We start from the raw sequence: 23,783 nt of genomic DNA on the forward strand, positions 1-23,783 counted from the left end.
AAGAATGATGCGCTCCCGCCTGTTTTCCCTGTTCCGAGGCAAATGGTTGTAACCGCTGGAACGCGTGCCCGGACTCCATGGCATGGGCGGGCTTTCCCGGCTCGGACCAAGGAACATCAGAGCCCGAACATGCTCAGCCCTGTCCGTACATTCGCCTGCCTGGGCGCCATGGCCGTCCTCGCCGCCTTGGCCCTGGGAAGCCTGTCCACCGGGTCCAATGGAAAAACCAGGAGCTGGGAAAAGAAGAAGACCGACACGCAGTGATGTCGTCCCGGCCTCGTTCGGCAATGCCGGGGGAAGGAGATTCCCATGGAAGGAACGCTCGATAAAATCTGCGCCGTGTTCGCCGTGGCCGTCTGCTGGGGCCTGTTGGCCTTTTTGCGGGCCTCGGACGTCTTGGCCGGGCGGCGTCAGGCTGCGTAGGATCGCCTGGGCCGGGTGGCGCACCGATTTCCGTGGGCGGGCTTCGGGAACACTCCCCGAGGCCGCCGCGTGCGCGCCACGCCGGCCGCGTCAGGAGTGCTCGCTGGCTGCAAGATCCTCGAAGATGCTCAGCGCCGCCGTGCCGCCCTGGCCCACGGCGGTGATGATCTGGCGCACGCCGCCGGTCACGTCCCCGGCCGCGTAGACGCGGGGCACATTGGTGCGCATGCGGCTATCCACCACGATGTTGCCCTCTTCGGTCAGGCGGCAGCCCAGGCGTGCGGCCGGTTCTGAGTTGGGCGTCTCGCCGATGGCCACGAACACCCCGTCCGTTTTCACCTTCTTGGTCCCGCCTGTCACTGTGTCGCGCAGGGCCACGGCGTTGACCTTCACGTCGCCCAGGATGGCTTCCACGACACTGTTCATGTAGGTGGGAATCTTTTCGCGGCCAACGGTGTCCGACAGGTAGCGCTCGGCCCTGAACTCGCCCCGCCGGTGCACGATGGAGACGTCCACTCCCAGGTTCTTGAGGTAGAGGGCGTCGGTCAGCGCCGTGTTGCCCCCGCCCACCACCAGCACCGTGCGGCCCTTGTAGAGGTAGCCGTCGCAGGTGGCGCAGTAGTTCACCCCGTGCCCGAAGTATTCGGCCTCGCCCGGCGCATCAAGCTTCTTCCAGGTGGCCCCGGTGGTGATGAGAAGGGCCTTGGCCTTGACCGCGAGGGAGGCGGTCCGGGCCTCGATCGCGTCCTTCGTGGCGCTTAGGCTCACGGGCTCCTCCTGGATGATCTCGCAGTACTGCCTGGCCTGGGCGGCCATGACCTCCATGAGGGTGATGCCCGGGATGTTGGCGAAGCCGGGATAGTTCTCAACCACGGGTGTCAGGGCCACCTGGCCGCCGATGGTGGCCTTCTCCAGGATGATGGTCTTGAGTCCCGCCCGGCCCGCGTAGATGCCCGCCGTGAGCCCGGCCGGGCCGGCGCCGAGGATCAGGCAGTCGACCTCCACGGTCTCGCCGGGCTTGTGGCGGGGCGCTTCCAGCATGGCCTGCATGTCTTTGAGCAGCACCAGTTCGCCCACGAAGCGCAGCTCGGGCTCGAGCCCCAGGATGTTCAACTTTTCGTTGAAGTTGGTCTGGGGAACGCTGCCCACGCCGTAGCGGTCGGCCAGCTCGTGCATCTGGCCGATCTCCACGCACCAGGCGCGCACCTTGTCCGGGCGCTCCACGGCGGCGCGGAAGGCGTTGACCGCCTGGGCCGGGCAGTAGGGGCAGGTAGGGCTGACGAAAACCTTGACCTCGCGTTCCTCCTCAAGCGTCTCCAGTACGGATTTCGACTCGTCGGACAGCCCCGAGGCGCGCTTGGAGGTGAGGAGCAGGGCCTCCAGGAAGGAACGTCCCTCTTCGCCCATGGGCGCGCCCACGAACCGGATGTGGTAGCGCTCAGGCTCCACGAGTACGGTGGGGGAGTACGTGACCTTGTGGCTGCGCGACGCGTCGTCGCCCACGGTGTGGCGGTGGACCTTGATGCGGGGCTCGAGGAAGGCCAGGTCGTCCACGAAGCGCGACAGGAACTCGTTGAAGAGATCGTTGGTCCCCTTCAGGGTGAAGAGGTGCAGGTTGACGGGATGCACAAGCTCCTTGAAGAGCTCGCGCAGCTGTTCCCGGCTTTTTTCGGGCAGATACCACTGGTGTTCCTTGGCTTTTTCGGACATGCCGGGTGCCTTCGCGTCCTTTGCAAAAAGGTTCCTGAAGAAGTTCATGAGTGTTTCCAGCTTACACTTTTCAGGGGCGTTTTCTCAACTCCCTTTTCTTTTCGCCCGCGCGCGGGTAGAGAATCGAGGACCCTAAGCCAAGGAGCCCATCATGACCGCCAAGAAGCAAGGCATCGAAACCCTGGCCCTGCATGCCGGCCAGACCCCGGACAGCCAGACCGGTTCCCGGGCCGTGCCCATCTACCAGACCACGTCCTACGCCTTCCGTGATACCGAGCACGCCGCCAACCTCTTCGCCTTGAAGGAGTTCGGCTACATCTACTCGCGGATCATGAACCCCACCAACGACGTCCTGGAGAACCGCCTGGCGGCCATGCACGGCGGCTCGGCCGGCCTGGTCACGGCGTCCGGCATGGCGGCCATCTTCTACGCCGTGGCGGCCATCACCCAGGCCGGGCAGAATATCGTTTCAGGCTCCAACCTCTACGGCGGAACAGTGACTCTGTTCGCCCACACGCTCAAGCGCTTCGGCATTGAGGTGCGCTTCGTGGACTCGTCCGATCCGGCCAACTTCGCCAAGGCCATCGACGAGAACACCCGTCTGCTGTTCACCGAGTCCATCGGCAACCCGCGCTGCAATGTGGACGACATGGAGGGGATCGCCAAGGTTGCCCACGACCACGGCCTGCCGCTCATCGTGGACAACACCGTGTCCCCGCCGCCCATCCTGAACCCCTTCGACATGGGGGCGGACATCTGCGTGTATTCGCTCACCAAGATCACCGGGGGGCACGGCACCTCCATCGGCGGAGCCATCGTGGAAAAGGGCACCTTCGACTGGGGGGCGCAGGGCAGGTATCCCGAGATCACCGAGCCCGACCCCACCTACCACGGGGTGAACTTCTACAAGAGCTTTTGCGGCCTGGAGGGCGACCAGCTCAAATGCATGGCCTACCTGCTCAAGGTGCGCTGCGGACTTCTGCGCGACACCGGCGCGTGTCTGGCTCCGCTCAACTCCTTCCTCATCCTGCAGGGCGTGGAAACCCTGCCGCTTCGGGCAAGAGCCCACTGCGACAACGCCATGAAGGTGGCCTCGTACCTGAGCACGCACCCGGCGGTCACGTTCGTGAACTACGCCGCGCTTCCCGGCCACAAGGACTTTGATCGGGCCAAGCGCTACTTCCCCCTGGGCCCGGGCGCGGTGTTCGGCTTCGGGGTCAAGGGCGGGCTCGAGGCGGGCAGGAAGTTCATCGACGCGGTGAAGCTCTGCTCGCACCTGGCCAACATCCTGGACGCCAAGACCCTGGTGATCCACCCGGCCTCCACCACCCACTCCCAGCTGACCCCGCAGGAGCAAATGGACGCCGGGGTCACGCCCGACCTGGTACGCATCTCCGTGGGCCTGGAGACTGCCGAGGACATCATCGCGGACCTGGACCAGGCCCTCGCCGCGAGCCAGGCGTGAGGGAGGATCGCGCCGGCAGGCACCAACGGCCCCCTCAGGCGCGCTCCGGACCCGAAACGGGCCCGGGGGGCGGCTTTGCGGGCAGGCCCAAGCGCAGCCTCGGACAGAACTTCCTCACCGACCCCAACGTGGCCCGCAAGATCGTCGCGGCGCTACGCATCGAGCCAGGGGACACGGTGGTGGAGATCGGCCCCGGCCGGGGCGCGCTCACCGAGCATCTGATGGAGTCCGGGGCCGGGCGGGTGATCGCCCTGGAGAAGGACTCGGAGCTGGCCCCGGAGCTTCCCCGGCGCTTCCCCGGCCTGGCCGTGGTCAACGCGGACGCCCTGGCGTTTCCCTGGGGGCGCCTGGACCGGCTTCCCCGCGTGCGCGTCGTGGGCAACCTGCCTTACAACGTGGCCTCCCCGCTCATGTGGGACATCGCCTCGCTCAGCACCGGGTTCGCCCGGGCGGTGTTCATGGTGCAGCTGGAGGTGGCCGAACGCATCGTGGCCGTGCCCCGCACCAAGGACTACGGGGGCTTAAGCGTCTGGTTGCAGAGTTTCGTCACGGCCGAGAAGCTCTTCAAGGTGGGGCCGCAGGTGTTCACGCCCAGGCCCAAGGTGGATTCGGCGGTGGTGTCGTTTACGCCCAAGCCGATTTCCGAGCGGCCCGTCCAGCCGGAACGGTTCGCACGGCTGATCAAGCGCCTCTTCGGCATGCGCCGCAAGCAGCTGGGGCGCATACTGGGTCCGGATTTATCGGATGACGCAAGGCGGTATCTGGAAAGTGAAAATCTGGGGGCGTCCAGCCGCCCGGAGGAACTCCGTCCTGATGTTATGTATAAACTTTTGAAATATTTTGTTTAAAACGTCATGCGGCCGGATTGCGGCGCAGGTGCCGAAAACTGGAAAAATCCTCGGAGTCCGCAAAAATAGGGCGTTCCCGCTAGACATTGGCCTTTGATTGCTATAAGCGTGAGCCGACTTCCGCGAAGTATGTGCTCATGGGATCATCGGGCGCGTACGTTTGTGGTTTTACGAGTTAATTTCGAGCGAGCAAGTCTCGATGCGCCGTGGGCGCATCGCAACAGAACCCGAGGAGGAGAGGACAGATGACGAAGGCTGACCTGGTTGTTAAAATTGCTGAGAAGGCCGGTATCACCAAGGCCAACGCCGAACGCGCCCTGAACGCCTTCCTGGAGGCTGTTGAGGGTACCCTGGTTTCCGACGGCAAGCTGACCCTGACCGGCTTCGGCACCTTCCTGGTGGAAGAGCGCCAGGCCCGCACCGGCCGCAATCCCCGCACCGGCGCTGAAATCAAGATTCCCGCCTCCAAGGTGGTGAAGTTCCGCCCCGGCAAGCTGCTGAAGGACTCCGTAAAGTAGTTTCGGGAGGACTCTCCATGCCGCCTTGCGCGGTGTGATCTCCTCCTCTGCTTCAACAAGAGCGTTTTGTCTGTCCGGTCCAGGGTGTGCCTGGCGCGGAGGCTGCGGGAACCAGCCTGCACGGATCACAGGCGAGCAAACTCACGGAAGCAGGATCGTTGAAGACCGCCCGGCCTGAGCCGGGCGGTCTTTTTTTTTGCCCGCCGGGGAAAATAGTTCTTGAACCCGTTCGTCACTCGGGCTATCAGAACTTTCTTTTCGCCAGCGAGAAATTTTTTCGGGCGTCCGGCTCAAGCGGCCGGACCGGAAGAGGGGGTGATCTCTTTGCCCGGTGTTTACCTTGAAGAATCCGACAACTTCGACATCTCCCTGCGTCGTTTCAAGAAGCAGGTTGAGAAGGCCGGTGTTCTCTCTGAGCTGAAGAAGCGTCAGCACTACGAGAAGCCGAGCGTCATGCGCAAGAAGAAGAAGGCTGCGGCTCGCAAGCGTCTGCTCAAGAAAATGCGCAAAATCAATCAGATGTAATGACACTCCAAGAACAGATCGAAAAAGACTTTCTGGTCGCCTACAAGGCCAAGGAAGAGGTTCGGGTGGCCGTCTTGAGAATGCTCAAGACGGCCGCCAAGAACCGCCAGGTGGAGCTTTTGCGCCCTCTCGCCGACGAGGAGGTACTTGAGGTCATCGCCCGGCAGGTCAAGCAGCGCCAGGAGTCCATCGAACAATTCCGCCTAGCGGGCCGGGGCGAGATGGCCGACCGCGAGGCGGCCGAAATGGCCGTGCTCAAGGGCTATCTCCCCACGCAACTCTCGCCCGAGGAAACCGCCGCCGCCGTGGACGCCGCCATCGCGGAAACCGGAGCCTCCTCTGCCAAGGAGATGGGCAAGGTGATGCAGGCGGTCATGGCCAAGCACAAGGGCCGCATCGACGGCAAGGTCGTCAACGAGCTGGTCAGGCAGAGGCTCGGCTAGTGTTCCCGGCGGGCGGACCGTTCACCGGTTCGCGGGGAGTTGCCGGGCCGCGAGGCTTTTGCTGCTCCCGTGCCGGTTTCTTTCTCCTTCCGGGGGCCGCGCGCCCGTCGCTTGGGCGAAAAAGCCGCTCTGAAACGTCTCCTGAACGTCGCGATCGTGGCATGGCTCCCGGACCAATCTTTCCCGCAACCGCTTCCCGCAATTCAGCTTGCGCGCGCAAAGCGCGCCCCTAAGGCCAGCCATGCATTCCCGCGCCCTTGTCCAGCTTGAGTTTCCCAAGGTGCTGGCCCATCTGTCCAGACTCGCCGCAAGCGAACCCGGAGCCGAGGCATGCCTGGCGGTGGCACCCATGGAGAGCGCCGCGCTCCTGGCCCGCGCCCAGGAGCTCCTGCGTCAGGCCGTGGCCTGCGTTTCGGACACGGGACTGCGCATTGTCGCCTTCCCCGGTCTCGAGGGGGTGTTCCACTACCTTGCCCAGGCCCAGCGCACCCTGGACGCCGATGGCCTGTGGGCCGTGCGCGAGGTGCTCGAGGCCGCGCGTACCCTGCGCGAACATTTCGAGGGAAGCGAGACCAGCCGTTGGCCCTTGCTGGCCGAATCGGTCATGGGCTGCCCCTGGCCCGAGCGCCTGTTCCCGGCCCTCAAGCGTTGCCTGGCCAAGGACGGCGGGCTGCGGGACGAATCGAGCCCTGAGCTCTTCTCGGTGCGCCAGGAGATCCGCCGCATCCACCAGCGCTGCACCTCGCAGGTGAAGGATTTCGTCGCCAAGGAGGGCCTCGCGGCCTTCCTCCAGGACGACTACATGACCATCTCCTCGGACCGCTACGTGCTGCCCCTCAAGACCAACTTCAAGGGGCGCATCCAGGGCATCATCCACGACTACTCCCAGACCGGCGAGACCTGCTACGTGGAGCCCATGTTCCTGGTGGAGGTCAACAACCGCCTGCAGGAACTCAAACGCGAGGAGCGCGAGGAAGAACTCAAGGTCCTCAAGTACCTCACGGGTCTGGCCCGGGACGAGGAGGACGCCCTGCGCGGCGCCTACCATCTCATGGTGGACACCGACGTGCTCCTGGCCAAGGCTTCCCTGGCCGGACTGTTGGAGGGGTACGTGCCGGACGTGGGCGGGGAGGGCTCCGTGGAACTCTTCGCGGCCCGTCATCCCCTGCTGGCCCTGTCCGAGCCCGGCAAGGCCCGCCCGGTGGACGTGCTTCTGAAACCTGACCAGCGGGCGCTGATCATCAGCGGGGCCAACGCCGCAGGCAAGACCGTGTGCCTGAAGACGCTTGGGCTCACGGCGGTCATGGCCCTGGCCGGACTGCCCGTGGCCGCGCGCGAAGGCAGCCGCCTGCCCTTCTGGAAGGACGTCTACGTTTTCATGGGCGACGAGCAGAGCCTGGAGGACCACCTCTCCACCTTCACCGCCCAGATCAGCCACTTAAGCGGCGTCTGGGGCAAGCTCGGGCCGCACTGCCTGGTGCTCCTGGACGAGTTCGGCGCGGGCACCGACCCGGCCCAGGGCGCGGCCCTGGCCCAGGCCGTGGTGGACAAGCTTCTGGAGAAGGGCGTGTTCGCGGCCGCGGCCACGCACTTCCCGGCGCTCAAGGCATACGGCCTCACCAAGCCCGGGGCGCGCTCGGCCTCCATGCTCTTCGACCCCAGGTCCAAGAAGCCGCTCTACGTGCTGGCCTACGACCAGGTGGGCGCGTCCGTCGCCTTGGACGTGGCCCGTGATTGCGGTCTGGCCGAAGAAGTGCTGGACCAAGCCCAGAAGTACCTGCTCATGGGCGGCGAGGACTCGGCCCGGCTGTTCGAGCGCTTAAACGAGCTTGCGCTCGAGCGTGAGCTGGAGCTTCGCGAGCTGGCCAAGGAAAAGCTCAAGCTGGAGGAGCGTCGCCGCAAGCTGGCCGAGAGCTTCGAAAAGGAGCGCAAGAAGCTCCTGGACGACCTGGCCGCCAAGGCGCGCACCATCCTGCGCCAGGCCGAGCAGGAGAAGATCGGGCGCAAGCAGGCCCTCAAGGAACTGGCCGAGACGCGCAAGTCGGTTGAGAAGCTCGGGCCGGAAACCGCCCCCGAGGCGCCCCAGGCTCCGGCCTTCTCCTGGGAAGACCTGAAGGCCGGCGGGCGCGTGCGCCTCAAGGGCTGGGACAAGGCCGGAACCGTGCTGGAGAAGGACGAGAAGCGCCGCTCCCTCAAGGTGGACATGGGGGGCGTCAGCCTCTGGGCCGCCTTCGAGGATGTGGCCCCGGCCTTCGGGGCGGGCGCCTCCCCGGCCAAGGCCTCTGGCGCATCCTCACTTTCGGGCGCGGCTTCGGGCAGGCACGGTGTATCCGTAGCCGCATCTGCGTCCGCCGCCAGCGCCCCCTTGGGGCCGTCCATGGTGCTGGACCTGCGGGGCATGCGCGCCGACGCGGCCCTGGCCGATCTGGCCAGCTTCCTGGACAAGGCCATCCTGCGCGGCGTCTCCAGCCTGGAGATCGTGCACGGGCGCGGCACCGGGGCGCTTCGGCGCGAGGTGCACGCCTTCCTGAAGGATTTTCCCTCCGTGGCCTCGTTCGAGCTGGCCCCCGAGGACCGGGGCGGAGACGGCATGACCATGGTCGAATTGAAATAAATCGGGCCGCCGGGGCTTGCCCCCGGCGAATGCGGACTTAACTTGAGCGCAACCCGAACCCTGGCGGATCATGAAGAACGATCCCAGGGCCATACAGGCCCTCAAGTCCCGGCTGAACATCGCCGACGTGGTGAAGCGCTATCTTGCGCTCAAGCCCGCCGGAGCGCGGCTCGTGGGCCTGTGTCCGTTTCATAACGAGAAGACCGGATCGTTTAGCGTCAGTCCCGAAAAGGGGGTCTTCTATTGTTTCGGGTGTCAGGCCTCCGGTGATGTGATAGACTTCTACTGCCGTATCAATGGCCTGGACTTTCGAGAGGGTTTGGAGCAATTGGCTCGTGAGGCAGGTATCGCCCTGGCCGAATTCAAGCCCGATCCCCAGGAGGACAAACGGCGCCGGCAGCGCCAGGCGGCCGCGGACATGCACACCCTGGCCCGGGATTTTTTCCGGGACTGCCTGAGGGGAAACGCGGGAGCCAAGGCTCGCGCCTACCTGGACCGGCGCGGCGTAACCCCTGAGATGGCTGAGCGTTTCCAACTGGGATACGCCCCTGACGATTTTCACGGCCTGGAGCGTTATCTGGGCTCGAAGGGGTTCAAGTCCTTCGACGCCGTGGCCGCCGGGCTCCTGGTCCAGGGCGACGACGGGCGCGTGTGGGACCGCTTCCGGGGACGGCTGATGTTCCCCATCCACGAGGTCTCCGGCAAGGTGGTGGCCTTCGGCGGGCGGGTCATGGGCGAGGGCGAGCCCAAATATTTGAACAGCTCCGATTCGGTGGTCTACAAGAAGGGAGAACACCTTTTCGGGCTGCACCAGGCGCGGGCCAACCTGGCGCGCGCGGGCAGGGCGCTCATCACCGAGGGCTACCTGGACGTGATCGCCTTGCACCAGCACGGCTTCACCGAAGCCGTCGGGGTGCTGGGCACGGCGCTCACCCCGCAGCAGGTGAAGCGCCTGACCGGCTTCACCCGGCAGGTGACCCTGGTGTTCGACGGCGACGCCGCCGGAGAGAAGGCGGCGCTCAGGAGCGCCCAGATGCTTCTCTCCCAGGGGGCCGAGTGCCGGGTGGTGCTTTTGCCCCAGGGCGAGGATGCCGACAGCATCCTGAAGTCCGGCGGTCACGAGGCATTCCAGGGATTCCTGGACGCCTCCCGCGAGGGACTCGATTTCTGCCTGTCCGCCGTGCGCCGCGCGCGCTCCTCGAAAGAGGTGGTGGACTGGGCGCTTGAATTTTTGGACGGTCTGGACTCCGATGGGGTCAAGGCCGTCATGCTCACCCGGCTGGCCCACGGGCTCGGGGTGGGGGAGCATGAACTGCGCAGCCTGGCCGCCACTCGCGCCAAGGGGCATTCCGGCTTTCGTGCCGCGAGCCCCGCGCCATCAAGAGCGAAACCAGCGAGCATCGAGGCCAAGAAGGACGCGCAGGTTCTGGAGTTCGCCATCCGTTGCCCGGGGTACATCCCTGAGCTGGAGAAGGTGAACATTTTCGAGACCCTGGCCACGGAACGGGCCAGGGCCTTTTGGCGTCTCCTCGCCCGGTTCGGACAGTACGACGTGCTGCCCTACCTGGACGAACGCCAGAAGAGCTTCTGGGGACAGTGCGCCAGCAAGGACCCTCTGTCCGAGGACGAGGCGAGAAGCTGGTGGGAGGACATAACGGCCCACGCCGGACGCGTGTGGGCCGATGGACGCAAGCGCGAACTTATTGAAGCCATGCGCTTGGCGCGGGAACAGGGCGACTCCGTCGAGGAGAAACGCCTCATGGCGGCATTCAGCGAGCTTGTGGGGAGGAATCAGTGAGCAACATCAAGGATATCCAGCAGATCAAAACCCTCATCGCCAAGGGCAAGGAAAAGGGCTTTCTCACCTTCGAGGAAGTCAACAAGGCCTTGCCCACGGAACTGTCCGCCAATCCGGATCAGATTGAGGAAGTCATCTCCATCTTCGATTCCATGGACATCGCCATCGTGGACTCGGAAAAGGAGATGCGCAAGATCGAGGTCATGCCCGCCGAAGGCGAGGAAGCCCCCGAAGAGCAGGCCCTGGAGCTCACCGAGAGCGAGGACGCGCTGGACTACTCCGCGCGTTCCACCGACCCCGTGCGCATGTACTTGCGCGAGATGGGCGCGGTGCCGCTTCTCGACCGCGACGGCGAGGTGACCATCGCCAAGAAGATCGAAAACGGCGAGATGGACGTGCTCTACGCCCTGGTGGAAGTGCCCGTGGCCCTGGAAGAGCTCATCCAGGTGGGCGAGGACCTCAAGCAGGGCCGCATCAAGCTGAAGGACGTGGTCAAGACCATCGAGGAAGACGACCCCTCCGAAGACGAGATGAACCAGCGTTCGCGAGTCATCCTCCTGCTCGACGAACTCAAGGCCATCTTCAAGAAGCGCCGCAAGGTCTACTCCAAGCTCGACTCCTGCGCCTGCCTGGAGCGCCGCGTGGCCGGCGTGCAGAAGGAAATCATCGCCTTCAAGGACGAGGTGGTCAACCGCCTGCGCGACATCAAGCTGGAAAAGACCCTCATCGACCGCGTCATCGAGACCGTCGAGGACTACGTGCGCCAGATGCACAACTGCCAGCGCGACCTCTCGGCCTACATCCTCTCCACCGGCAAGACCCAGGTGGAGATCCAGACCCTGTTCCAGCAGCTCGAAGCCCGCGACATCAACCCCATGGTGGCCGCGGAATCTCTTTCCATGACCGTGGAGGAGATATTCTCCTTCAAGGAAATGATCCTGGCCAAGATGGAAATCCTGCACCGCCTGCAGGACAAGTGCTGCCACCACGTCTCCGACCTGGAGGAAGTGCTCTGGCGCATCAAGCGCGGCAACAACGCCGCCTCGCGCGCCAAGCAGGAGCTCATCCGCGCCAACCTGCGCCTGGTGGTGTCCATCGCCAAGAAGTACACCAACCGCGGCCTGCAGTTCCTGGACCTCATCCAGGAAGGCAACATCGGCCTGATGAAGGCCGTGGACAAGTTCGAATACCAGCGGGGCTACAAGTTCTCCACCTACGCCACCTGGTGGATCAGGCAGGCCATCACCCGCGCCATCGCGGACCAGGCCCGCACCATCCGCATCCCCGTGCACATGATCGAGACCATCAACAAGCTGATCCGCACCTCGCGCTACCTGGTGCAGGAGCTCGGCCGCGACCCCACCCCGGAAGAGATCGCCGAGCGCATGGATTATCCGCTCGAGAAAGTGAAGAAGGTCCTGAAGATCGCCAAGGAGCCCATTTCGCTTGAAACGCCCATCGGCGACGAAGAGGATTCGAGCCTGGGCGATTTCATCGAGGACAAGAAGGCCCTGGCTCCGGCCGAAGAGGTGGTCAACACCAAGCTCATGGAGCAGATCGCCCGGGTGCTGTCGGATTTGACGCCCAGGGAGGAGCAGGTGCTCAGAAAGCGCTTCGGCATCGGCGAGAAGAGCGACCACACCCTGGAAGAGGTGGGCAAGCTGTTCAACGTCACCCGCGAGCGTATCCGCCAGATTGAGGCCAAGGCGCTCAGGAAGCTCAGGCACCCGGTGAGGAGCCAGCACTTGAGGAGCTACTACGAAAGCTAGGCTCTAGAGAGTTAGGCCGCAGGGGGAGATGCCTCCGGCGGCCAAAGGGGCGAGCCCCTTTGGAATCCCGAAATGAAAGCGCCGGGCGGTGTCACCGCCCGGCGCTTTTTGTTTGCATACGCTATGATTGTTCCTGCCTGTGGGCTAAGAGGGTAATCCCCGGGAGAGCCGGTTGGAGATACCCGGGGAAGGAGGCGGCATGCAAAACATTCAAAACATCACCCCCTGTCTGTGGTTCGACGGCCAAGCCGAGGAGGCTGCGCATTTCTACACGTCGGTCTTCAAAAAATCGAAAATCGAGGAGGTTCTGCTCTACGGTGAGGCGGGCCCGGGCGAGAAGGGCTCCGTTCTGACCGTCACGTTCTCCCTGAACGGGCAGCAGTTCGTCGCCCTGAATGGCGGCCCGGAGTATCACTTCACCCCGGCGGTGTCGTTCATGGTGCCCTGCGATACCCAGGAGGAGATCGACCACTATTGGACGCGCTTCCTCGAGGGCGGCGCGCCCGTGCAGTGCGGCTGGCTTACGGACAAATTCGGCGTGTCGTGGCAGATATTCCCCAGGATTCTGCCTGCCATGCTTCAGGACAAGGACGCCAAAAAGGCCGACAGCGTCATGCGGGCCATGATGGGGATGGTCAAGCTGGACCTCGCCCAGCTCAGGCTTGCCTACGAGCAGGCGTGACCGGCGGCTGCGGAGGCGCACTGCGGGGATGAGCCACGCGAGCTGGGCCGACGGGAGGGAGAAGCCTCCGGCGGCCAAAGGGCTATCGCCCTTTGGAATCCCGAAATGAAAGCGCCGGGCGGTGTCGCCGCCCGGCGCTTTGTTTTTCAATGTGAGACAGGCTACCGCTCCCCTCTCCGAAACTGGTCCTGCAAATCCCGAACGTCTTTCGGAGGAAGCATCCGCATCTTGAGCCCGGCGAACAGCCACGCTGCCCTGCGTTCCAGCGGCCAGGTGGCGTACTCCTTCACCATCTCCGGGTCCGGCTCGTGGTAGAAACCGACGGTCGGCTTTTTTCGTCGCTCATGAACCGTCCCCCAGCTTGCGCAGCGCCTCGACTCCGCGAAAGTGATAGCGCCCAGTCGCTCTTCCGACAAGGCCGTGTCCGCGCGTCATGTAACTCCCACTCCGCGCCCGCCGACCTCCTTGTGAACCGGCCGGGCTCGCCTGGCCCCACACCCTGGAGGAATTCGATGCGACACCGCCTTTTCGCTTCCGCCCTGATGCTCATGCTCGGCCTCGCGGCCACGAGCGCCTTCGCCCAGACCCCCGACAGGCACCCCTTCTTCGACAAGATGGACGCCAACAAGGACGGCTTCCTCACCAAGGACGAAGTCCAGGCGCGCTTCCCCAAGTTCACCGACGAGATGTTCAAGCAGGCCGACGTGAACGGAGACGGCAAGCTGACCGTCGCGGAGTGGCAGGCTTTCGTGAAGGGCCGCCGCGCGGCCAGGCAGGGCGCGGGAATGTAGCGAGGATCGCGGCTGAGGACACGCCGCTAGCCGCAGAGCGAGAACCGGTCCAGGCTCATCCGCTCCAGGTCGACCACGGCCATGCGCCCGCACGGGCCGCCAAGCTCCGGTTGGCGGCCCAGGGCCAGCCGGACGGTCTCGGCCAGCACCAGCCCCGCCGCCACGTTTATGGCTGGCGTCAGGCACCCCAGCGTATCCTCGGCGGACGGCCCCGGGGCAGCGCCTTCAGGACAGAACAGGCTGGCCGGTCCCTGCCCGCCAGGCAGCACGGTTGCCGCCGTGACCGTCCATCCCGCCACGCTGGCCGTCACCAGGGGCACGCCGGCCAGGGCCGCGCCCCGCTCGGCGGCCGGGCGGCAGGCCATGCCACCCAGGGCGTCGATGGCGATATCCGCGCCCGCGAAGAACTCCGCGAATGCCTCGGGTTCGACGAACAGCTGACGCACGGAGAGTTCCACCGCCGGATTGACCTGCTCAACGCGGGCCTTGGCCGCACAGGCCTTGGCCACGCCCAGGGTCTCCTCGGTGGCCAGGAGTTGGCGGTTCAGGTTGGTGGGCTCGAACACGTCGTGATCCGCGGCGGAGATGACCCCGAAACCCAGCCGGGCCAGCCCCTCCAGGATCGGCCCGCCGAGCCCGCCGAGGCCCACCAGGGATATTTTCGAGCGCAAAAGGCGCGCTTGGGCAGCGCAGTCCAGGGTCTTGAAGTTTCGCAGGTAGCGCTCGGGGATGACGCCCTGTTCCAGGGCATCGATCTCGGCCTGGCGGAAGCCCACGCCCATGAGGTGGGCGGCGCTGCGTACGGAGCGGTGCGTGAGGATGCGGACAGGGGTCCCGTCGGGAAGGGACCCGTCCTGGGCCAATTGCTCGATTGTCGAGGGCATTTCGGCCTCTGTCACCCCATTTTCTTGAAGCCCAGCAGCACCCGGTACGGACCCGGCACCCCCGGAGGAGCCAGGGCGACCCTGTCCCCGCCGTTCACTACCGCCTGGGACGGTTTGCTGGCCTTGCCGTTGACGAAGATGACCTCGACATTCTCCTGCGGGATATCGAGCAGTTCGAGCAGCTCGTCGCCGGACATCCCTTCATGGACAGCGACATCCATCGGGAAGCTCCAACCCCGTTCCCGAAACAGCTCGGCTAGGTCCATGAACGCGCGAAGTTCGATGGTCGTCGGCACGTGCGGTTCCTCCGGCCGGATTCGCCGCCCTTCCGGCGGCAAGGTTGATTCCGTCAGCTTGCGTTGCCGCCTTGGGTGGCTTCAAGCTCCCTCGGGCTGGCGGTGGTTTGAGAGGGCGCGAGCATTTCTGGATCAACGCGAAATAGGGTGGCCTGGCTCAGTGGCGCGATCAACCGCCGCCCACAGCGGGGAACAGGCTCAGCCGGTCTCCCTCGGACAACACCCTGTCCTGCGGGGCGTGAGCGCCATTGACGAACAGCACCGCGACCATTTCCGGCATAATGCCCAGGCGCCTGATGACATCCCCCGCCGTTTCGCCCGGACGCAACGGGAAATGTTCCTCGTTTGCGGGCTGAAACTGGTTCAGGGTCGCAAAACACTTCACTGTTATATGCATAAGTCGAAATTAAGAGTGCTTTGTTTGGGAGTCAATCACTAGCGAACCGGCATTTCCGCTTTTCCAGGGTTCGTGAGCGTGCATGAAGGCGGGCGGCCGATGGCCGTCCGCCTTCATCAATCTGCAGGATCGCGAGCAGTCCGGACCCGCGTTAGAAGTTGAACACCTCGTCGATTTCCTCGTCCGTGAAGTCCCAGGTGGTATTGTGCGGCGGGAACGGCTCTTCGAAGAACTCCGGCAGGCGGTCGTGGGCGTTGGTGAAGCCCGCCCGCTGGTTGAACCCGCGCTCGGCCTTGAGGATGGTCTTGCCCAGGGCCACAACGTCATCCGCGGTCAGGGAGAGGTTGTAGCAGGCGTTGATCATGTCCACCAATGCGTTGAAGCCGTCGGCGATGTCCAAAATGGCGAACGCGATGAACAGGCACATTCCGGTGCTGTCCACGGCGGCGGTGGCGATTTGCAGGTTGCGCGAGAGTTCCACCTGGCCTGCCTTGCCGAGCGGATCCACGAAGCCGCCGACTTTCAGGATGTTGGCGGTGACCGCATACCCGGCCGTGTGGTCCGCGCCCATGGGGGTCGTGGCGTAGGTCAGGCCGACGCCCTTGACCGCGCGAGGATCGTAGGCCGGAATCGCCTGGTTTTTCACCACGGGCACCCTGGAGATGCCGTACATCTGGCCGACCGCGGCGGCGCCGCAGCCGAGTATCCTGCCGAGCGGAGTCCCCTTGCGGATCTCCTTGATGAGCTCAAGAGCCTTCTTGGCGTCGCCCCAGGGAATGACGCCGGCATCCATGGCCACGGCCACGGCCACGGAGGTCTCGATGGAATCCACGCCCACCTCGTCGAATTCGCGGTCCGCGTAGGCGATGGTGTCCAGGTCGTCGATGGCGGCGTTGGCGCCCAGAGCCCAGATGGTTTCATACTCGAAACCGCTGGTGATGTATTTTCCCTTCTTGTCCACGTAGTGCTGGGAGCAGCGGATGATGCAGCCGGGATGGCAGCCGTGTGTCGCCTTGCCGCCGCGGGATTCGATGGTGGCGGTCATGGTCTCGCCGCCGACGTTGTTGGCCCATTCGTTGCGGCCGCGGCGGAAGTTTTCCGTGGGCAGTCCGCCGGCTTCGTTCAGGATATTGATCAATATGTCGGTGCCGTACTTGGGCAGCCCCTGGCTGGTGACCGGATGGGTGGTGATGGCGCTGGTGAAGCGCTTCGCCGCGCTCTTGAACGCTTCCGGATTGGCCACGGCGACCCCTGGAGCTCCGGCGTCGTCTATGACCACCGCCTTTATTTTCTTGGAGCCCATGACCGCTCCCAGGCCTCCCCGCCCGGCGCTGCGAATGTTGCTGTCGGGATCGGCGAAGGAAATGTTGGCCGCAGTGAGCTTCATCTCGCCTGCCGCTCCGATGATGGCCACGCCGACTTTGGGGCCGTACTTCGTCTGCAGGACCTTGATTGCGTCGTAGTTGCCCATGCCGATGATCTCGGCCGGCGCTTCGTCGATGGCCACTCCGTCCATGGCGACTTTAACGACGTAGTACTTGTCTTCCGTGGGAAGCCCCTCGAACACGACGGCCTTGATGTCCATCTTGGCCATCTTCTGGGCAAAGGTGCCTCCGGAGTTGCTTTCCTTGATGCCTCCGGTCAGCGGACTCTTGGCGCCGCAGGAAATCCTGCCGGAGTTGGCCGCGCTGGTGCCGGTGAGAAAGCCGGGAGCAAAAATCAGCTTGTTGTTTTTCCCCAAGGGGTGGCACGTCGGCTTCACTTCCTCGGCCACGAAAATGGAGGTGAGGCCGCGACCGGCGACGCCGACGTACTTTTCGGGGCACTCCTCGGTTTTCACAGTCTTTGATCCCATGTCAACCCGAATGAATTTAGCCATTTGAGCCTCCGTTATGTATTAAAAAGGTTTGGTAGTCTGCTTTTGAACATATGCGGCGGTTCCCGCCGGACCGTCATCCGGGCGGAAGGAGCGCGGCCTTTGCCCTGCCCGTGGTCCCTCGGATTGCCGTTTTAACCTTTTAATGCCCCGGCCTTGCTCTCGACGGACGACTTATGCCGTAATTGACATGTGGCCCCGTTCTGTTCCGCAAGGATCATCCGCTTCTTCACTGATGACAGCTGCGGCGTCCATGCACTATATCCTGGCAAGTGTGTGTTTGTGTGGATCTTGGTGGCGTTTTGCAATGCGTGATGCGGTATGAGATCAAACAACCACTTGCCTATTTTCTTATTAGAAAGGTGGGTAAAAACTGTCAATTTATGCCACTGGTGGCATAAGAGTTATAAGGTTTCAGGTGTTACAAAAATGTAGGCCGGTGATTTTTGCGGGTGTTACCAAATGACCCGCGCGAGACGAAGTGACCCGGCTGAAAAGAGTGAATGGAAGAGTGGGGGCGAGCCACTTTTTATATTTATTATAGCCTGTTAACTGGATGTTGCAGTGGGCCGGGCGGTATCGCCACGGCAAAACTCGATGCGATCCATAGGGGGCGCATGAGAGTGGAAAAAAGTTGAAAAATAGTGGGCTGTCAGGGGTGCCGAGCCTGCGGAGAGGTGATCCCGTCGCATCGAAAGCATCCTGATTTGGTATGGTATCTAGGCTGATTCCACAAAAATGTAGCGCATTTCCTCTCCAGGCCTCCACACCCTTGCGACCCGCCGTCCCGCGCCAGTTCTACCGGGAAGTTCCGTCACGGACGAGCAATGCTCCCATACGACAACAATGGTACGCTCAGCGGAACACCGCGAAAAAAAGTTTCCATATTGTAAATACCCTTGAACCCGCGAAAATGGCCGGATTTCCTTGCCTCGCCTGGATTAAGGGGGTATTTTAATCCCTTTTTCCGCTTGACGAACTTGCCGATAATACACATTCTCCACTTCCCACTTCAATTTACGCCCCGGCCACCCATGCCGCAGGGGCTGCTCGGCCCGCCGCCTTGAAGGGGGAGCGGGCCGGGGACACCGCACCAACGGAGTCCGCCGAACCCCCTCCAAAACATTCGAAAGAGGTGACCGTCTTGGCCTTCGCTCCCATAAACAAGAATTACCACGACTTTTACGTCGTCCGGGACAAGGACGCCTGCATCAACTGCCAGGTGTGCGTGCGCCAGTGCTCATACGGCGTCCACTACTGGGATGAAGCCCGGCAGTGCGTGCGCCATGACAATACCAAGTGCATCGGGTGCCACCGGTGCGAGGCGTACTGTCCCACTCAGGCCCTCCTGATCCAGGAGAAGCCCTCCAACTTCAAGCCCAACGCTCTCTGGCGGCCGGTGTTCATCAAGAACGTCTACAAGCAGGCCGACTCCGGCGGCGTGCTGCTGGCGGGCATGGGGTCCCCGGTGGACATCCCCGTCTACTGGGACAAGCTGCTGCTCGACGCCAGCCAGGTCACCAACCCCTCCATCGACCCGCTGCGAGAGCCCATGGAGCTCAGGACCTTCCTGGGGTCCAAGCCCACGCGCCTGGAGTTCGAGGAGACCGCCGACGGTCCCAAGCTCAAGACCCAGCTCAAGCCCAATATCAAGCTCGACATCCCCATCATGTTCTCGGCCATGAGCTTCGGGTCCATCAACTTCAACCTCCACGTGGCCATGGCCCGCGCCGCCACCGAGGTCGGGACCTACTACAACACGGGCGAGGGCGGCCTGCACCAGAGCCTCTACAAATACGGCAAGAACACCATCGTGCAGGTTGCGTCCGGCCGCTTCGGCGTGCACCGCGACTACCTGAACGCGGGCGCGGCCATCGAGATCAAGATCGGCCAGGGCGCCAAGCCCGGCATCGGCGGGCACCTGCCCGGCGAGAAGATCAACGCCATGGTCTCCGAGACCCGCATGGTGCCGCTCGGGTCCGACGCCATCTCGCCTGCGCCGCACCACGACATCTACTCCATTGAGGACCTGCACCAGCTCATCTACGCCCTCAAGGAAGCCAGCGACTACAAGGTGCCCGTGTCGGTCAAGGTGGCTGCCGTGCACAACGTGGCCGCCATCGTCTCGGGCATCGTGCGCGCCGGAGCGGACATCGTGGCCATCGACGGCATCCGCGGCGGCACCGGCGCGGCACCGGCCATGATCCGCGACAACGTGGGCATCCCCATCGAGCTGGCCCTGGCCTCCGTGGACCAGCGCCTGCGCGACGAGGGCATCCGCAACGACGCCTCCATCGTCATCGCGGGCGGCACCCGCTGCTCCGCCGACGTGGTCAAGGCCATCGCCCTGGGCGCGGACGCGGTCTACATCGCCACCGCGGCCCTGCTGGCCGTGGGCTGCACCCTGTGCGCGCGCTGCTACACCGGCAAATGCCCCTGGGGCATCGCCACCAACGACCCCTACCTGGCCAAGCGCCAGAACCCCGATATCGCGGCCAAGAAGATGGCCAACCTCATGAAGGCCTGGTCGCATGAGATCGAGGAGATGCTTGGCGGCATGGGGCTCAACTCCATCGAGAGCCTGCGCGGCAACCGCGACAAGCTGCGCGCCGTGGGCCTGAGCCAGATCGAGCTGGACACCCTGGGCGTCAAGGCGGCGGGGAGGTAAGCCATGAAGAAGATATACCCCAACAAGGAAGTCTGCATCGGCTGCCACCTCTGCGAGGTGGCCTGCCTGACCGCGCACTCCAAGTCCAAGGACGTGATCCTGGCCCACAACGTGGAGAAGGCCCGGGACGGCCTGGCCCCGCGCCGCGGCGTGGTCCAGGAGGGCCCCGTGTGCGTGGCCCTGTCCTGCCGCCACTGCGAGGAGCCCATGTGCGTGGCCGCCTGCATCTCGGGCGCGCTCACCAAGAACCCGGAGACCGGGCGCTGCGAATACAATGAAGAGCAGTGCGTGGGCTGCTGGTCCTGCCTGATGGCCTGTCCCTTCGGCTCCATCCGCAGGCACCCGTTCAAGGAAAAGATCGTCAAGTGCGACATGTGCGCGGGCCGCGACATGCCCGCCTGCGTGGAAGCCTGCCCCAACGCTGGCCTGGTCTACGAAGATCGCGGCAAGGACTAAGCGGAGAAATGCGATGAAATATGTGATCGTGGGCAACGGCGTTGCCAGCGTGGGCGCCATCGAGGGCATCCGCAAGGTGGACTCCGAGGGAGAGATCATGGTCATCTCCGAGGAGAGCACCCCCACTTACGGCCGTCCGCTCATCTCCTACCTGCTGGCCGGGAAGATCGGTCCCGAGCGCATGCAGCTGCGTCCCGTCACCTTCTACGACAAGAACAAGGTGAAGATGATCCTGGGCGCGAAAGTGACCGGCATCGACGCTAAGGCCAAGACCGTGGCCACGGCGGACGGACACAACTATCCCTACGACAAACTCCTGGTGGCCACCGGCGGCGTGCCCTTCATCCCGCCGCTGCCCGGCAAGGACGGCCCCGGGGTCTACAGCTTCACCACCCTGGCCCACGCCGAGACCCTCATCGACGTGGCCAAGACCTGCAAGAACGTGGTGGTCATCGGCGGCGGGCTCATCGGGCTTAAGGCCGCCGAATCCCTGCACGACAGGGGAGTGAAGATCTCCATCGTGGAGCTGGCCCCCCGCGTGCTCTCGGCCGCCTTCGACGACAAGGCCGGAAACCTCGTGGCCAAGCGCCTGGAGGAAGTGGGCATCGCGGTGCACTGCGGCACCCAGGCCACCGAGATCAAGCGCGGCCCGGATGGCAACGTCCAGGGCGTGACCCTGAAGGACGGCACCTTCCTGCCCTGCCAGGCCGTGGTCATCGCCATCGGCGTGGTGCCCGCGTCGGCCTTGGCCAAGGACGCCGGAATCACCGTGGACCGGGGCATCATCGTGAACGACTCCATGGCTTCCTCGAATCCGGACGTCTACGCCGCCGGCGACGTTGCCCAGGCCAAGGATCTGATTCTGGACGAGAACCGCGTGGTGCCCATCTGGCCCAACGCATTCAACCAGGGCTACTACGCGGGCAAGAACATGGCCGGGGCCGACAGCCCCTACACCGGCGGCCTGGCCATGAACGCCATCGCCTTCTACGGGCTGCCCACGGTGTCCGTGGGCACGGTCAACCCCGCCCCGGGCGAGCCCGGCATCGAGGTGGCCGACACCCTGGACGAGGAGCACGGCACCTACCGCAAGCTGGTCTTCAAGGACGGCAAGCTGGTGGGCTATGTGCTGCTGGGCGAGATCGACATCGCGGGCATCTACACCGGGTTCATCCGCTTCAAGTTCCCCCTGGACGCCGAGACCAAGGACAAGCTCATCAAGGGACAGCCCTCCATCCTGCAGTGGCCGGAAGGCTTCTTCGACGAGAAGTTCAACCCTGTCGGCGCCCAAGAGATCGTTTAAGGAGACGCAAAGCCAATGAAGGCTCCAGAAAGATATTACGACTTCGAAAAGGACATCTCGGGCTGCGGCGTCTTCGGCGTCATCAACACCAAGCGCGAGCTGATCCCCGGTTCCATGCCCATCCAGGCCATGTGCACCATGCATGACCGCGGCAACGGCCTGGGCGGCGGCTTCGCGGCTTACGGCATCTACCCCGACCATGCCGACAAGTACGCCTTCCACGTCATGGCCGACACCCAGGACGGGCTCGACGCGGCCGAGGAACTCATCAAGAAGTTCTTCACCATCCACGAGTCCCAGCCCATCCCCACCAAGCCCACCCCGGCCATCAAGAACCCGCCCATAGTCTGGCGCTTCTTCCTCTCGGCCAAACAGGGCGCGGATCGGCCCATGTGGCGCACCAACGACGAGAAGGACTACGTCGTCAACGTCATCATGCACATCAACAAGAAGACCCCGGCCTTCGTCTTCTCCTCGGGCAAGAACATGGGCGCCTTCAAGGGCGTCGGCTTCCCCGAGGACATCGCCGAGTTCTTCCGCCTGGACGAATACAGCGCCTACATCTGGACCGGGCACAACCGCTTCCCCACCAACACCCCGGGCTGGTGGGGCGGGGCGCACCCGTTCACCCTGCTGGACTGGTCCATCGTGCACAACGGCGAGATCAGCTCCTACGGCATCAACCGCCGCTACCTCTGCGAGCACGACTACGAGTGCACCCTCATGACCGACACCGAGGTCGTGGCCTACGAGCTGGACATGCTGGTGCGCAAGCACGGCCTGTCCCTGCGCATGGCCTCCTGGGTGTTCGCGCCGCCGTTCTGGGACGAGATCGACCGCATGCCCGCGGACCAGCGGAAAGCCTTCGAGGCCCTGCGCATGGTCTACGGCTCGGCCCTGCTCAACGGTCCCTTCGCCATCCTGGTCTCGGACGGCACCTGCCTCATGGGCCTGAACGACCGCATCAAGCTCAGGCCCCTGATCGTGGCCGAGCGCGGCAACAACGTGTTCATGTCCAGCGAGGAGTCCTCCATCCGCGACGTCTGCCGCGAACTGGACACCGTATGGGCCCCCAAGGCGGGCGAACCCGTCATCGTGAAGCTGGAAGATTAAGAGGACGCCACATGCTGCTCGATGCCGACAACATCTACTATCGTGAATTGAACAAGCAGATCCGCGAGCTCGTCGCCAAGGGCGAAACCGAGTTCGAGATCATCAACGTGCGCGGCCAGCGCTACATCGCCGACGGCCTGGACGGCGACCTCAAGTTCCTGGTGCACGGCGTGCCCGGCCAGGACATGGCCGCCTTCATGCGCGGGCCCTACATCCGCGTGGAGGGCAACGCCCAGGACGGCGTGGCCAACACTATGGACGACGGCCTGGTGGCCATCAACGGCATGGCCGGCGACGTGGTGGGCTACGCCATGCGCGGCGGCAAGGTTCTGGTGAAGGGCGACGTGGGCTACCGCGTGGGCATCCACATGAAGGCCTACAAGGAGAAGTTCCCCGTCCTGGTCGTGGGCGGCAAGGCCGGCGACTTCCTGGGCGAATACATGGCCGGCGGGGCGATCATCCTGCTGGGCATGTTCACCGGCAAGCCCGACGCGCCTATCTGCGGGCGGTCCATGGGCACCGGCATGCACGGCGGCGCCATCTACGTGCGCGGTGAAGTGCCCCAGGAGCAGCTCGGACCCCACCTGAAGACCGAGGCCGTGGACGAAGAGGACATGGCCCTCATCAAGGCCAATCTCGAGCTCTTCAGCAAGGAATTCGGGGTTGACTTGCAGGCGATTTTGGCGGAACCCTTCCAGCGCGTGAAACCCTTCTCGCACCGCCCGTACGGCAACTTGTACGTGGCCTGCTAGGCGTGGGGAACCACGTAAACAACTCCTGGAGGATTCAATGTTGCTGACCAGCGTGGCGTATGCCATGGGCCAGATGCCCGGAGCCGGGGCCGGAGGCGATGGTGGACAGGGCGGCGGACTGATGTCTTTCCTGCCCCTCGTCCTGATGTTCGTCATCTTCTACTTCCTGCTTATCCGTCCCCAGCAGAAGAAGCAGAAGGAAATGCGCGAGCTTCTCAAGAACCTCAAGCGCGGCGACAGGATCCTCACCGGCGGCGGCATCTACGGCCGCATCGATTCCCTCACCGACGACAAAGTGAATGTCGAGATCGCCCCCAACGTCGTCATCACCGTCATGCGCAGCTACGTGGCCGGTCTCGCGGACATGCCCGAGGCGCCCAAGAAGGACGGCAAGAAGGGTGGAAAGAACGGTGAAAAGAAGGAAGACAAGCCGGAAGAATTGAAGTAAATCC

Annotated in this window: 22 protein-coding genes; 17 read left to right on the forward strand and 5 right to left on the reverse strand. The window is 64.0% G+C overall.

Going from position 1 to position 23,783, the window contains the following annotated elements:
* Window positions 1-129 precede the first annotated feature (129 nt).
* A complete protein-coding gene (locus ML540_RS17765) occupies window positions 130-264 on the forward strand; it encodes a hypothetical protein (RefSeq protein ID WP_279343230.1) in 135 nt (44 codons plus the stop codon).
* 249 nt (window positions 265-513) lie between these two features.
* On the opposite strand, the gene ML540_RS06215 is transcribed toward ML540_RS17765, so the two are convergent.
* Window positions 514-2,133, reverse strand: a complete 1,620-nt coding sequence (locus ML540_RS06215) for an FAD-dependent oxidoreductase (protein ID WP_243359386.1) — start codon at window positions 2,131-2,133, stop codon at window positions 514-516.
* A gap of 151 nt (window positions 2,134-2,284) precedes the next feature.
* On the opposite strand from ML540_RS06215, the gene ML540_RS06220 reads away from it, so the two are divergent.
* The 10 genes from ML540_RS06220 to ML540_RS06265 all read left to right on the forward strand — a co-directional run bounded on the left by ML540_RS06220 (window position 2,285) and on the right by ML540_RS06265 (window position 13,586).
* Entirely contained in the window at window positions 2,285-3,598 is a 1,314-nt protein-coding gene (locus ML540_RS06220) for an O-acetylhomoserine aminocarboxypropyltransferase/cysteine synthase family protein (protein WP_243359391.1), read from the forward strand.
* Window positions 3,595-4,446 carry a 16S rRNA (adenine(1518)-N(6)/adenine(1519)-N(6))-dimethyltransferase RsmA gene (gene rsmA, locus ML540_RS06225; protein ID WP_243359392.1) on the forward strand — a complete coding sequence of 284 codons (852 nt, stop codon included), beginning with the start codon at window positions 3,595-3,597 and terminating at the stop codon, window positions 4,444-4,446. Before ML540_RS06220 ends, rsmA begins: the two co-directional genes overlap by 4 nt.
* 245 nt (window positions 4,447-4,691) lie before the next feature.
* A complete protein-coding gene (locus tag ML540_RS06230; protein WP_243359393.1) occupies window positions 4,692-4,964 on the forward strand; it encodes an HU family DNA-binding protein in 273 nt (90 codons plus the stop codon).
* 324 nt (window positions 4,965-5,288) lie between these two features.
* The gene (rpsU, locus tag ML540_RS06235) at window positions 5,289-5,489 is read left to right on the forward strand and encodes a 30S ribosomal protein S21 (protein WP_027190899.1); all 201 of its coding nucleotides are present in this window, start codon (window positions 5,289-5,291) and stop codon (window positions 5,487-5,489) included.
* Window positions 5,489-5,932, forward strand: coding sequence for a GatB/YqeY domain-containing protein (locus ML540_RS06240; protein ID WP_243359394.1), 444 nt, complete (start codon window positions 5,489-5,491; stop codon window positions 5,930-5,932). The genes rpsU and ML540_RS06240 overlap by 1 nt, the downstream gene beginning before the upstream one ends.
* Window positions 5,933-6,173: 241 nt before the next feature.
* Window positions 6,174-8,546 (forward strand): endonuclease MutS2, encoded by a 2,373-nt coding sequence (locus tag ML540_RS06245; RefSeq protein ID WP_243359395.1) that lies wholly within the window; start codon window positions 6,174-6,176, stop codon window positions 8,544-8,546.
* Window positions 8,547-8,616: 70 nt separating this feature from the next.
* Window positions 8,617-10,344 (forward strand): DNA primase, encoded by a 1,728-nt coding sequence (gene dnaG / locus ML540_RS06250; RefSeq protein WP_243359396.1) that lies wholly within the window; start codon window positions 8,617-8,619, stop codon window positions 10,342-10,344.
* Window positions 10,341-12,113: an RNA polymerase sigma factor RpoD gene (rpoD, locus tag ML540_RS06255; protein WP_243359397.1), complete on the forward strand. Its 1,773-nt coding sequence runs from the start codon at window positions 10,341-10,343 to the stop codon at window positions 12,111-12,113. The genes dnaG and rpoD overlap by 4 nt, the downstream gene beginning before the upstream one ends.
* A gap of 199 nt (window positions 12,114-12,312) precedes the next feature.
* Entirely contained in the window at window positions 12,313-12,795 is a 483-nt protein-coding gene (locus tag ML540_RS06260) for a VOC family protein (protein WP_243359398.1), read from the forward strand.
* Between the two features lie 512 nt (window positions 12,796-13,307).
* Window positions 13,308-13,586: an EF-hand domain-containing protein gene (locus ML540_RS06265; RefSeq protein WP_243359400.1), complete on the forward strand. Its 279-nt coding sequence runs from the start codon at window positions 13,308-13,310 to the stop codon at window positions 13,584-13,586.
* A gap of 26 nt (window positions 13,587-13,612) precedes the next feature.
* Here ML540_RS06265 and ML540_RS06270 read toward each other — a convergent pair whose 3' ends face one another.
* The 4 genes from ML540_RS06270 to ML540_RS06285 form a co-directional block, all read right to left on the reverse strand.
* Entirely contained in the window at window positions 13,613-14,470 is an 858-nt protein-coding gene (locus ML540_RS06270; protein WP_243359401.1) for a HesA/MoeB/ThiF family protein, read from the reverse strand.
* 11 nt (window positions 14,471-14,481) lie between these two features.
* Window positions 14,482-14,766, reverse strand: a complete 285-nt coding sequence (locus ML540_RS06275) for a MoaD/ThiS family protein (RefSeq protein ID WP_243359403.1) — start codon at window positions 14,764-14,766, stop codon at window positions 14,482-14,484.
* 169 nt (window positions 14,767-14,935) lie between these two features.
* The gene (locus ML540_RS06280) at window positions 14,936-15,163 is read right to left on the reverse strand and encodes a MoaD/ThiS family protein (protein WP_243359405.1); all 228 of its coding nucleotides are present in this window, start codon (window positions 15,161-15,163) and stop codon (window positions 14,936-14,938) included.
* Between the two features lie 151 nt (window positions 15,164-15,314).
* Window positions 15,315-17,042, reverse strand: coding sequence for an aldehyde ferredoxin oxidoreductase C-terminal domain-containing protein (locus tag ML540_RS06285; RefSeq protein WP_243359407.1), 1,728 nt, complete (start codon window positions 17,040-17,042; stop codon window positions 15,315-15,317).
* A 1,141-nt stretch (window positions 17,043-18,183) separates the two neighbouring features.
* On the opposite strand from ML540_RS06285, the gene ML540_RS06290 reads away from it, so the two are divergent.
* Genes ML540_RS06290 through yajC form a run of 6 tightly spaced genes read left to right on the forward strand, consistent with a single transcriptional unit; the run spans window position 18,184 to window position 23,779 of the window.
* Entirely contained in the window at window positions 18,184-19,707 is a 1,524-nt protein-coding gene (locus tag ML540_RS06290; RefSeq protein ID WP_243359409.1) for a glutamate synthase-related protein, read from the forward strand.
* 3 nt (window positions 19,708-19,710) lie between these two features.
* Window positions 19,711-20,163, forward strand: coding sequence for a 4Fe-4S dicluster domain-containing protein (locus tag ML540_RS06295; protein WP_243359411.1), 453 nt, complete (start codon window positions 19,711-19,713; stop codon window positions 20,161-20,163).
* A 13-nt stretch (window positions 20,164-20,176) separates the two neighbouring features.
* Window positions 20,177-21,466 (forward strand): NAD(P)/FAD-dependent oxidoreductase, encoded by a 1,290-nt coding sequence (locus tag ML540_RS06300; RefSeq protein WP_243359412.1) that lies wholly within the window; start codon window positions 20,177-20,179, stop codon window positions 21,464-21,466.
* Between the two features lie 15 nt (window positions 21,467-21,481).
* The gene (locus ML540_RS06305; protein ID WP_243359413.1) at window positions 21,482-22,579 is read left to right on the forward strand and encodes a class II glutamine amidotransferase; all 1,098 of its coding nucleotides are present in this window, start codon (window positions 21,482-21,484) and stop codon (window positions 22,577-22,579) included.
* Window positions 22,580-22,590: 11 nt separating this feature from the next.
* Window positions 22,591-23,331 (forward strand): GltB/FmdC/FwdC-like GXGXG domain-containing protein, encoded by a 741-nt coding sequence (locus tag ML540_RS06310; RefSeq protein WP_243359414.1) that lies wholly within the window; start codon window positions 22,591-22,593, stop codon window positions 23,329-23,331.
* A gap of 37 nt (window positions 23,332-23,368) precedes the next feature.
* Window positions 23,369-23,779, forward strand: coding sequence for a preprotein translocase subunit YajC (gene yajC, locus ML540_RS06315; protein WP_243359415.1), 411 nt, complete (start codon window positions 23,369-23,371; stop codon window positions 23,777-23,779).
* Window positions 23,780-23,783 lie beyond the last annotated feature (4 nt).

Origin of the sequence: Fundidesulfovibrio terrae (genome assembly GCF_022808915.1) — a bacterium.
Classification (GTDB): domain Bacteria; phylum Desulfobacterota; class Desulfovibrionia; order Desulfovibrionales; family Desulfovibrionaceae; genus Fundidesulfovibrio; species Fundidesulfovibrio terrae.

Excerpts from the sequence above, each read along its gene's own strand:
- ML540_RS17765 (WP_279343230.1), top strand. The coding sequence starts at position 130 with ATGCTCAGCCCTGTCCGTACATTCGCCTGCCTGGGCGCCATGGCCGTC.
- ML540_RS06215 (WP_243359386.1), bottom strand. The coding sequence starts at position 2,133 with ATGTCCGAAAAAGCCAAGGAACACCAGTGGTATCTGCCCGAAAAAAGC.
- ML540_RS06220 (WP_243359391.1), top strand. The coding sequence starts at position 2,285 with ATGACCGCCAAGAAGCAAGGCATCGAAACCCTGGCCCTGCATGCCGGC.
- ML540_RS06230 (WP_243359393.1), top strand. The coding sequence starts at position 4,692 with ATGACGAAGGCTGACCTGGTTGTTAAAATTGCTGAGAAGGCCGGTATC.
- ML540_RS06240 (WP_243359394.1), top strand. The coding sequence starts at position 5,489 with ATGACACTCCAAGAACAGATCGAAAAAGACTTTCTGGTCGCCTACAAG.
- ML540_RS06245 (WP_243359395.1), top strand. The coding sequence starts at position 6,174 with ATGCATTCCCGCGCCCTTGTCCAGCTTGAGTTTCCCAAGGTGCTGGCC.
- dnaG (WP_243359396.1), top strand. The coding sequence starts at position 8,617 with ATGAAGAACGATCCCAGGGCCATACAGGCCCTCAAGTCCCGGCTGAAC.
- ML540_RS06260 (WP_243359398.1), top strand. The coding sequence starts at position 12,313 with ATGCAAAACATTCAAAACATCACCCCCTGTCTGTGGTTCGACGGCCAA.
- ML540_RS06265 (WP_243359400.1), top strand. The coding sequence starts at position 13,308 with ATGCGACACCGCCTTTTCGCTTCCGCCCTGATGCTCATGCTCGGCCTC.
- ML540_RS06270 (WP_243359401.1), bottom strand. The coding sequence starts at position 14,470 with ATGCCCTCGACAATCGAGCAATTGGCCCAGGACGGGTCCCTTCCCGAC.
- ML540_RS06280 (WP_243359405.1), bottom strand. The coding sequence starts at position 15,163 with ATGCATATAACAGTGAAGTGTTTTGCGACCCTGAACCAGTTTCAGCCC.
- ML540_RS06285 (WP_243359407.1), bottom strand. The coding sequence starts at position 17,042 with ATGGCTAAATTCATTCGGGTTGACATGGGATCAAAGACTGTGAAAACC.
- ML540_RS06295 (WP_243359411.1), top strand. The coding sequence starts at position 19,711 with ATGAAGAAGATATACCCCAACAAGGAAGTCTGCATCGGCTGCCACCTC.
- ML540_RS06300 (WP_243359412.1), top strand. The coding sequence starts at position 20,177 with ATGAAATATGTGATCGTGGGCAACGGCGTTGCCAGCGTGGGCGCCATC.
- ML540_RS06305 (WP_243359413.1), top strand. The coding sequence starts at position 21,482 with ATGAAGGCTCCAGAAAGATATTACGACTTCGAAAAGGACATCTCGGGC.
- ML540_RS06310 (WP_243359414.1), top strand. The coding sequence starts at position 22,591 with ATGCTGCTCGATGCCGACAACATCTACTATCGTGAATTGAACAAGCAG.
- yajC (WP_243359415.1), top strand. The coding sequence starts at position 23,369 with ATGTTGCTGACCAGCGTGGCGTATGCCATGGGCCAGATGCCCGGAGCC.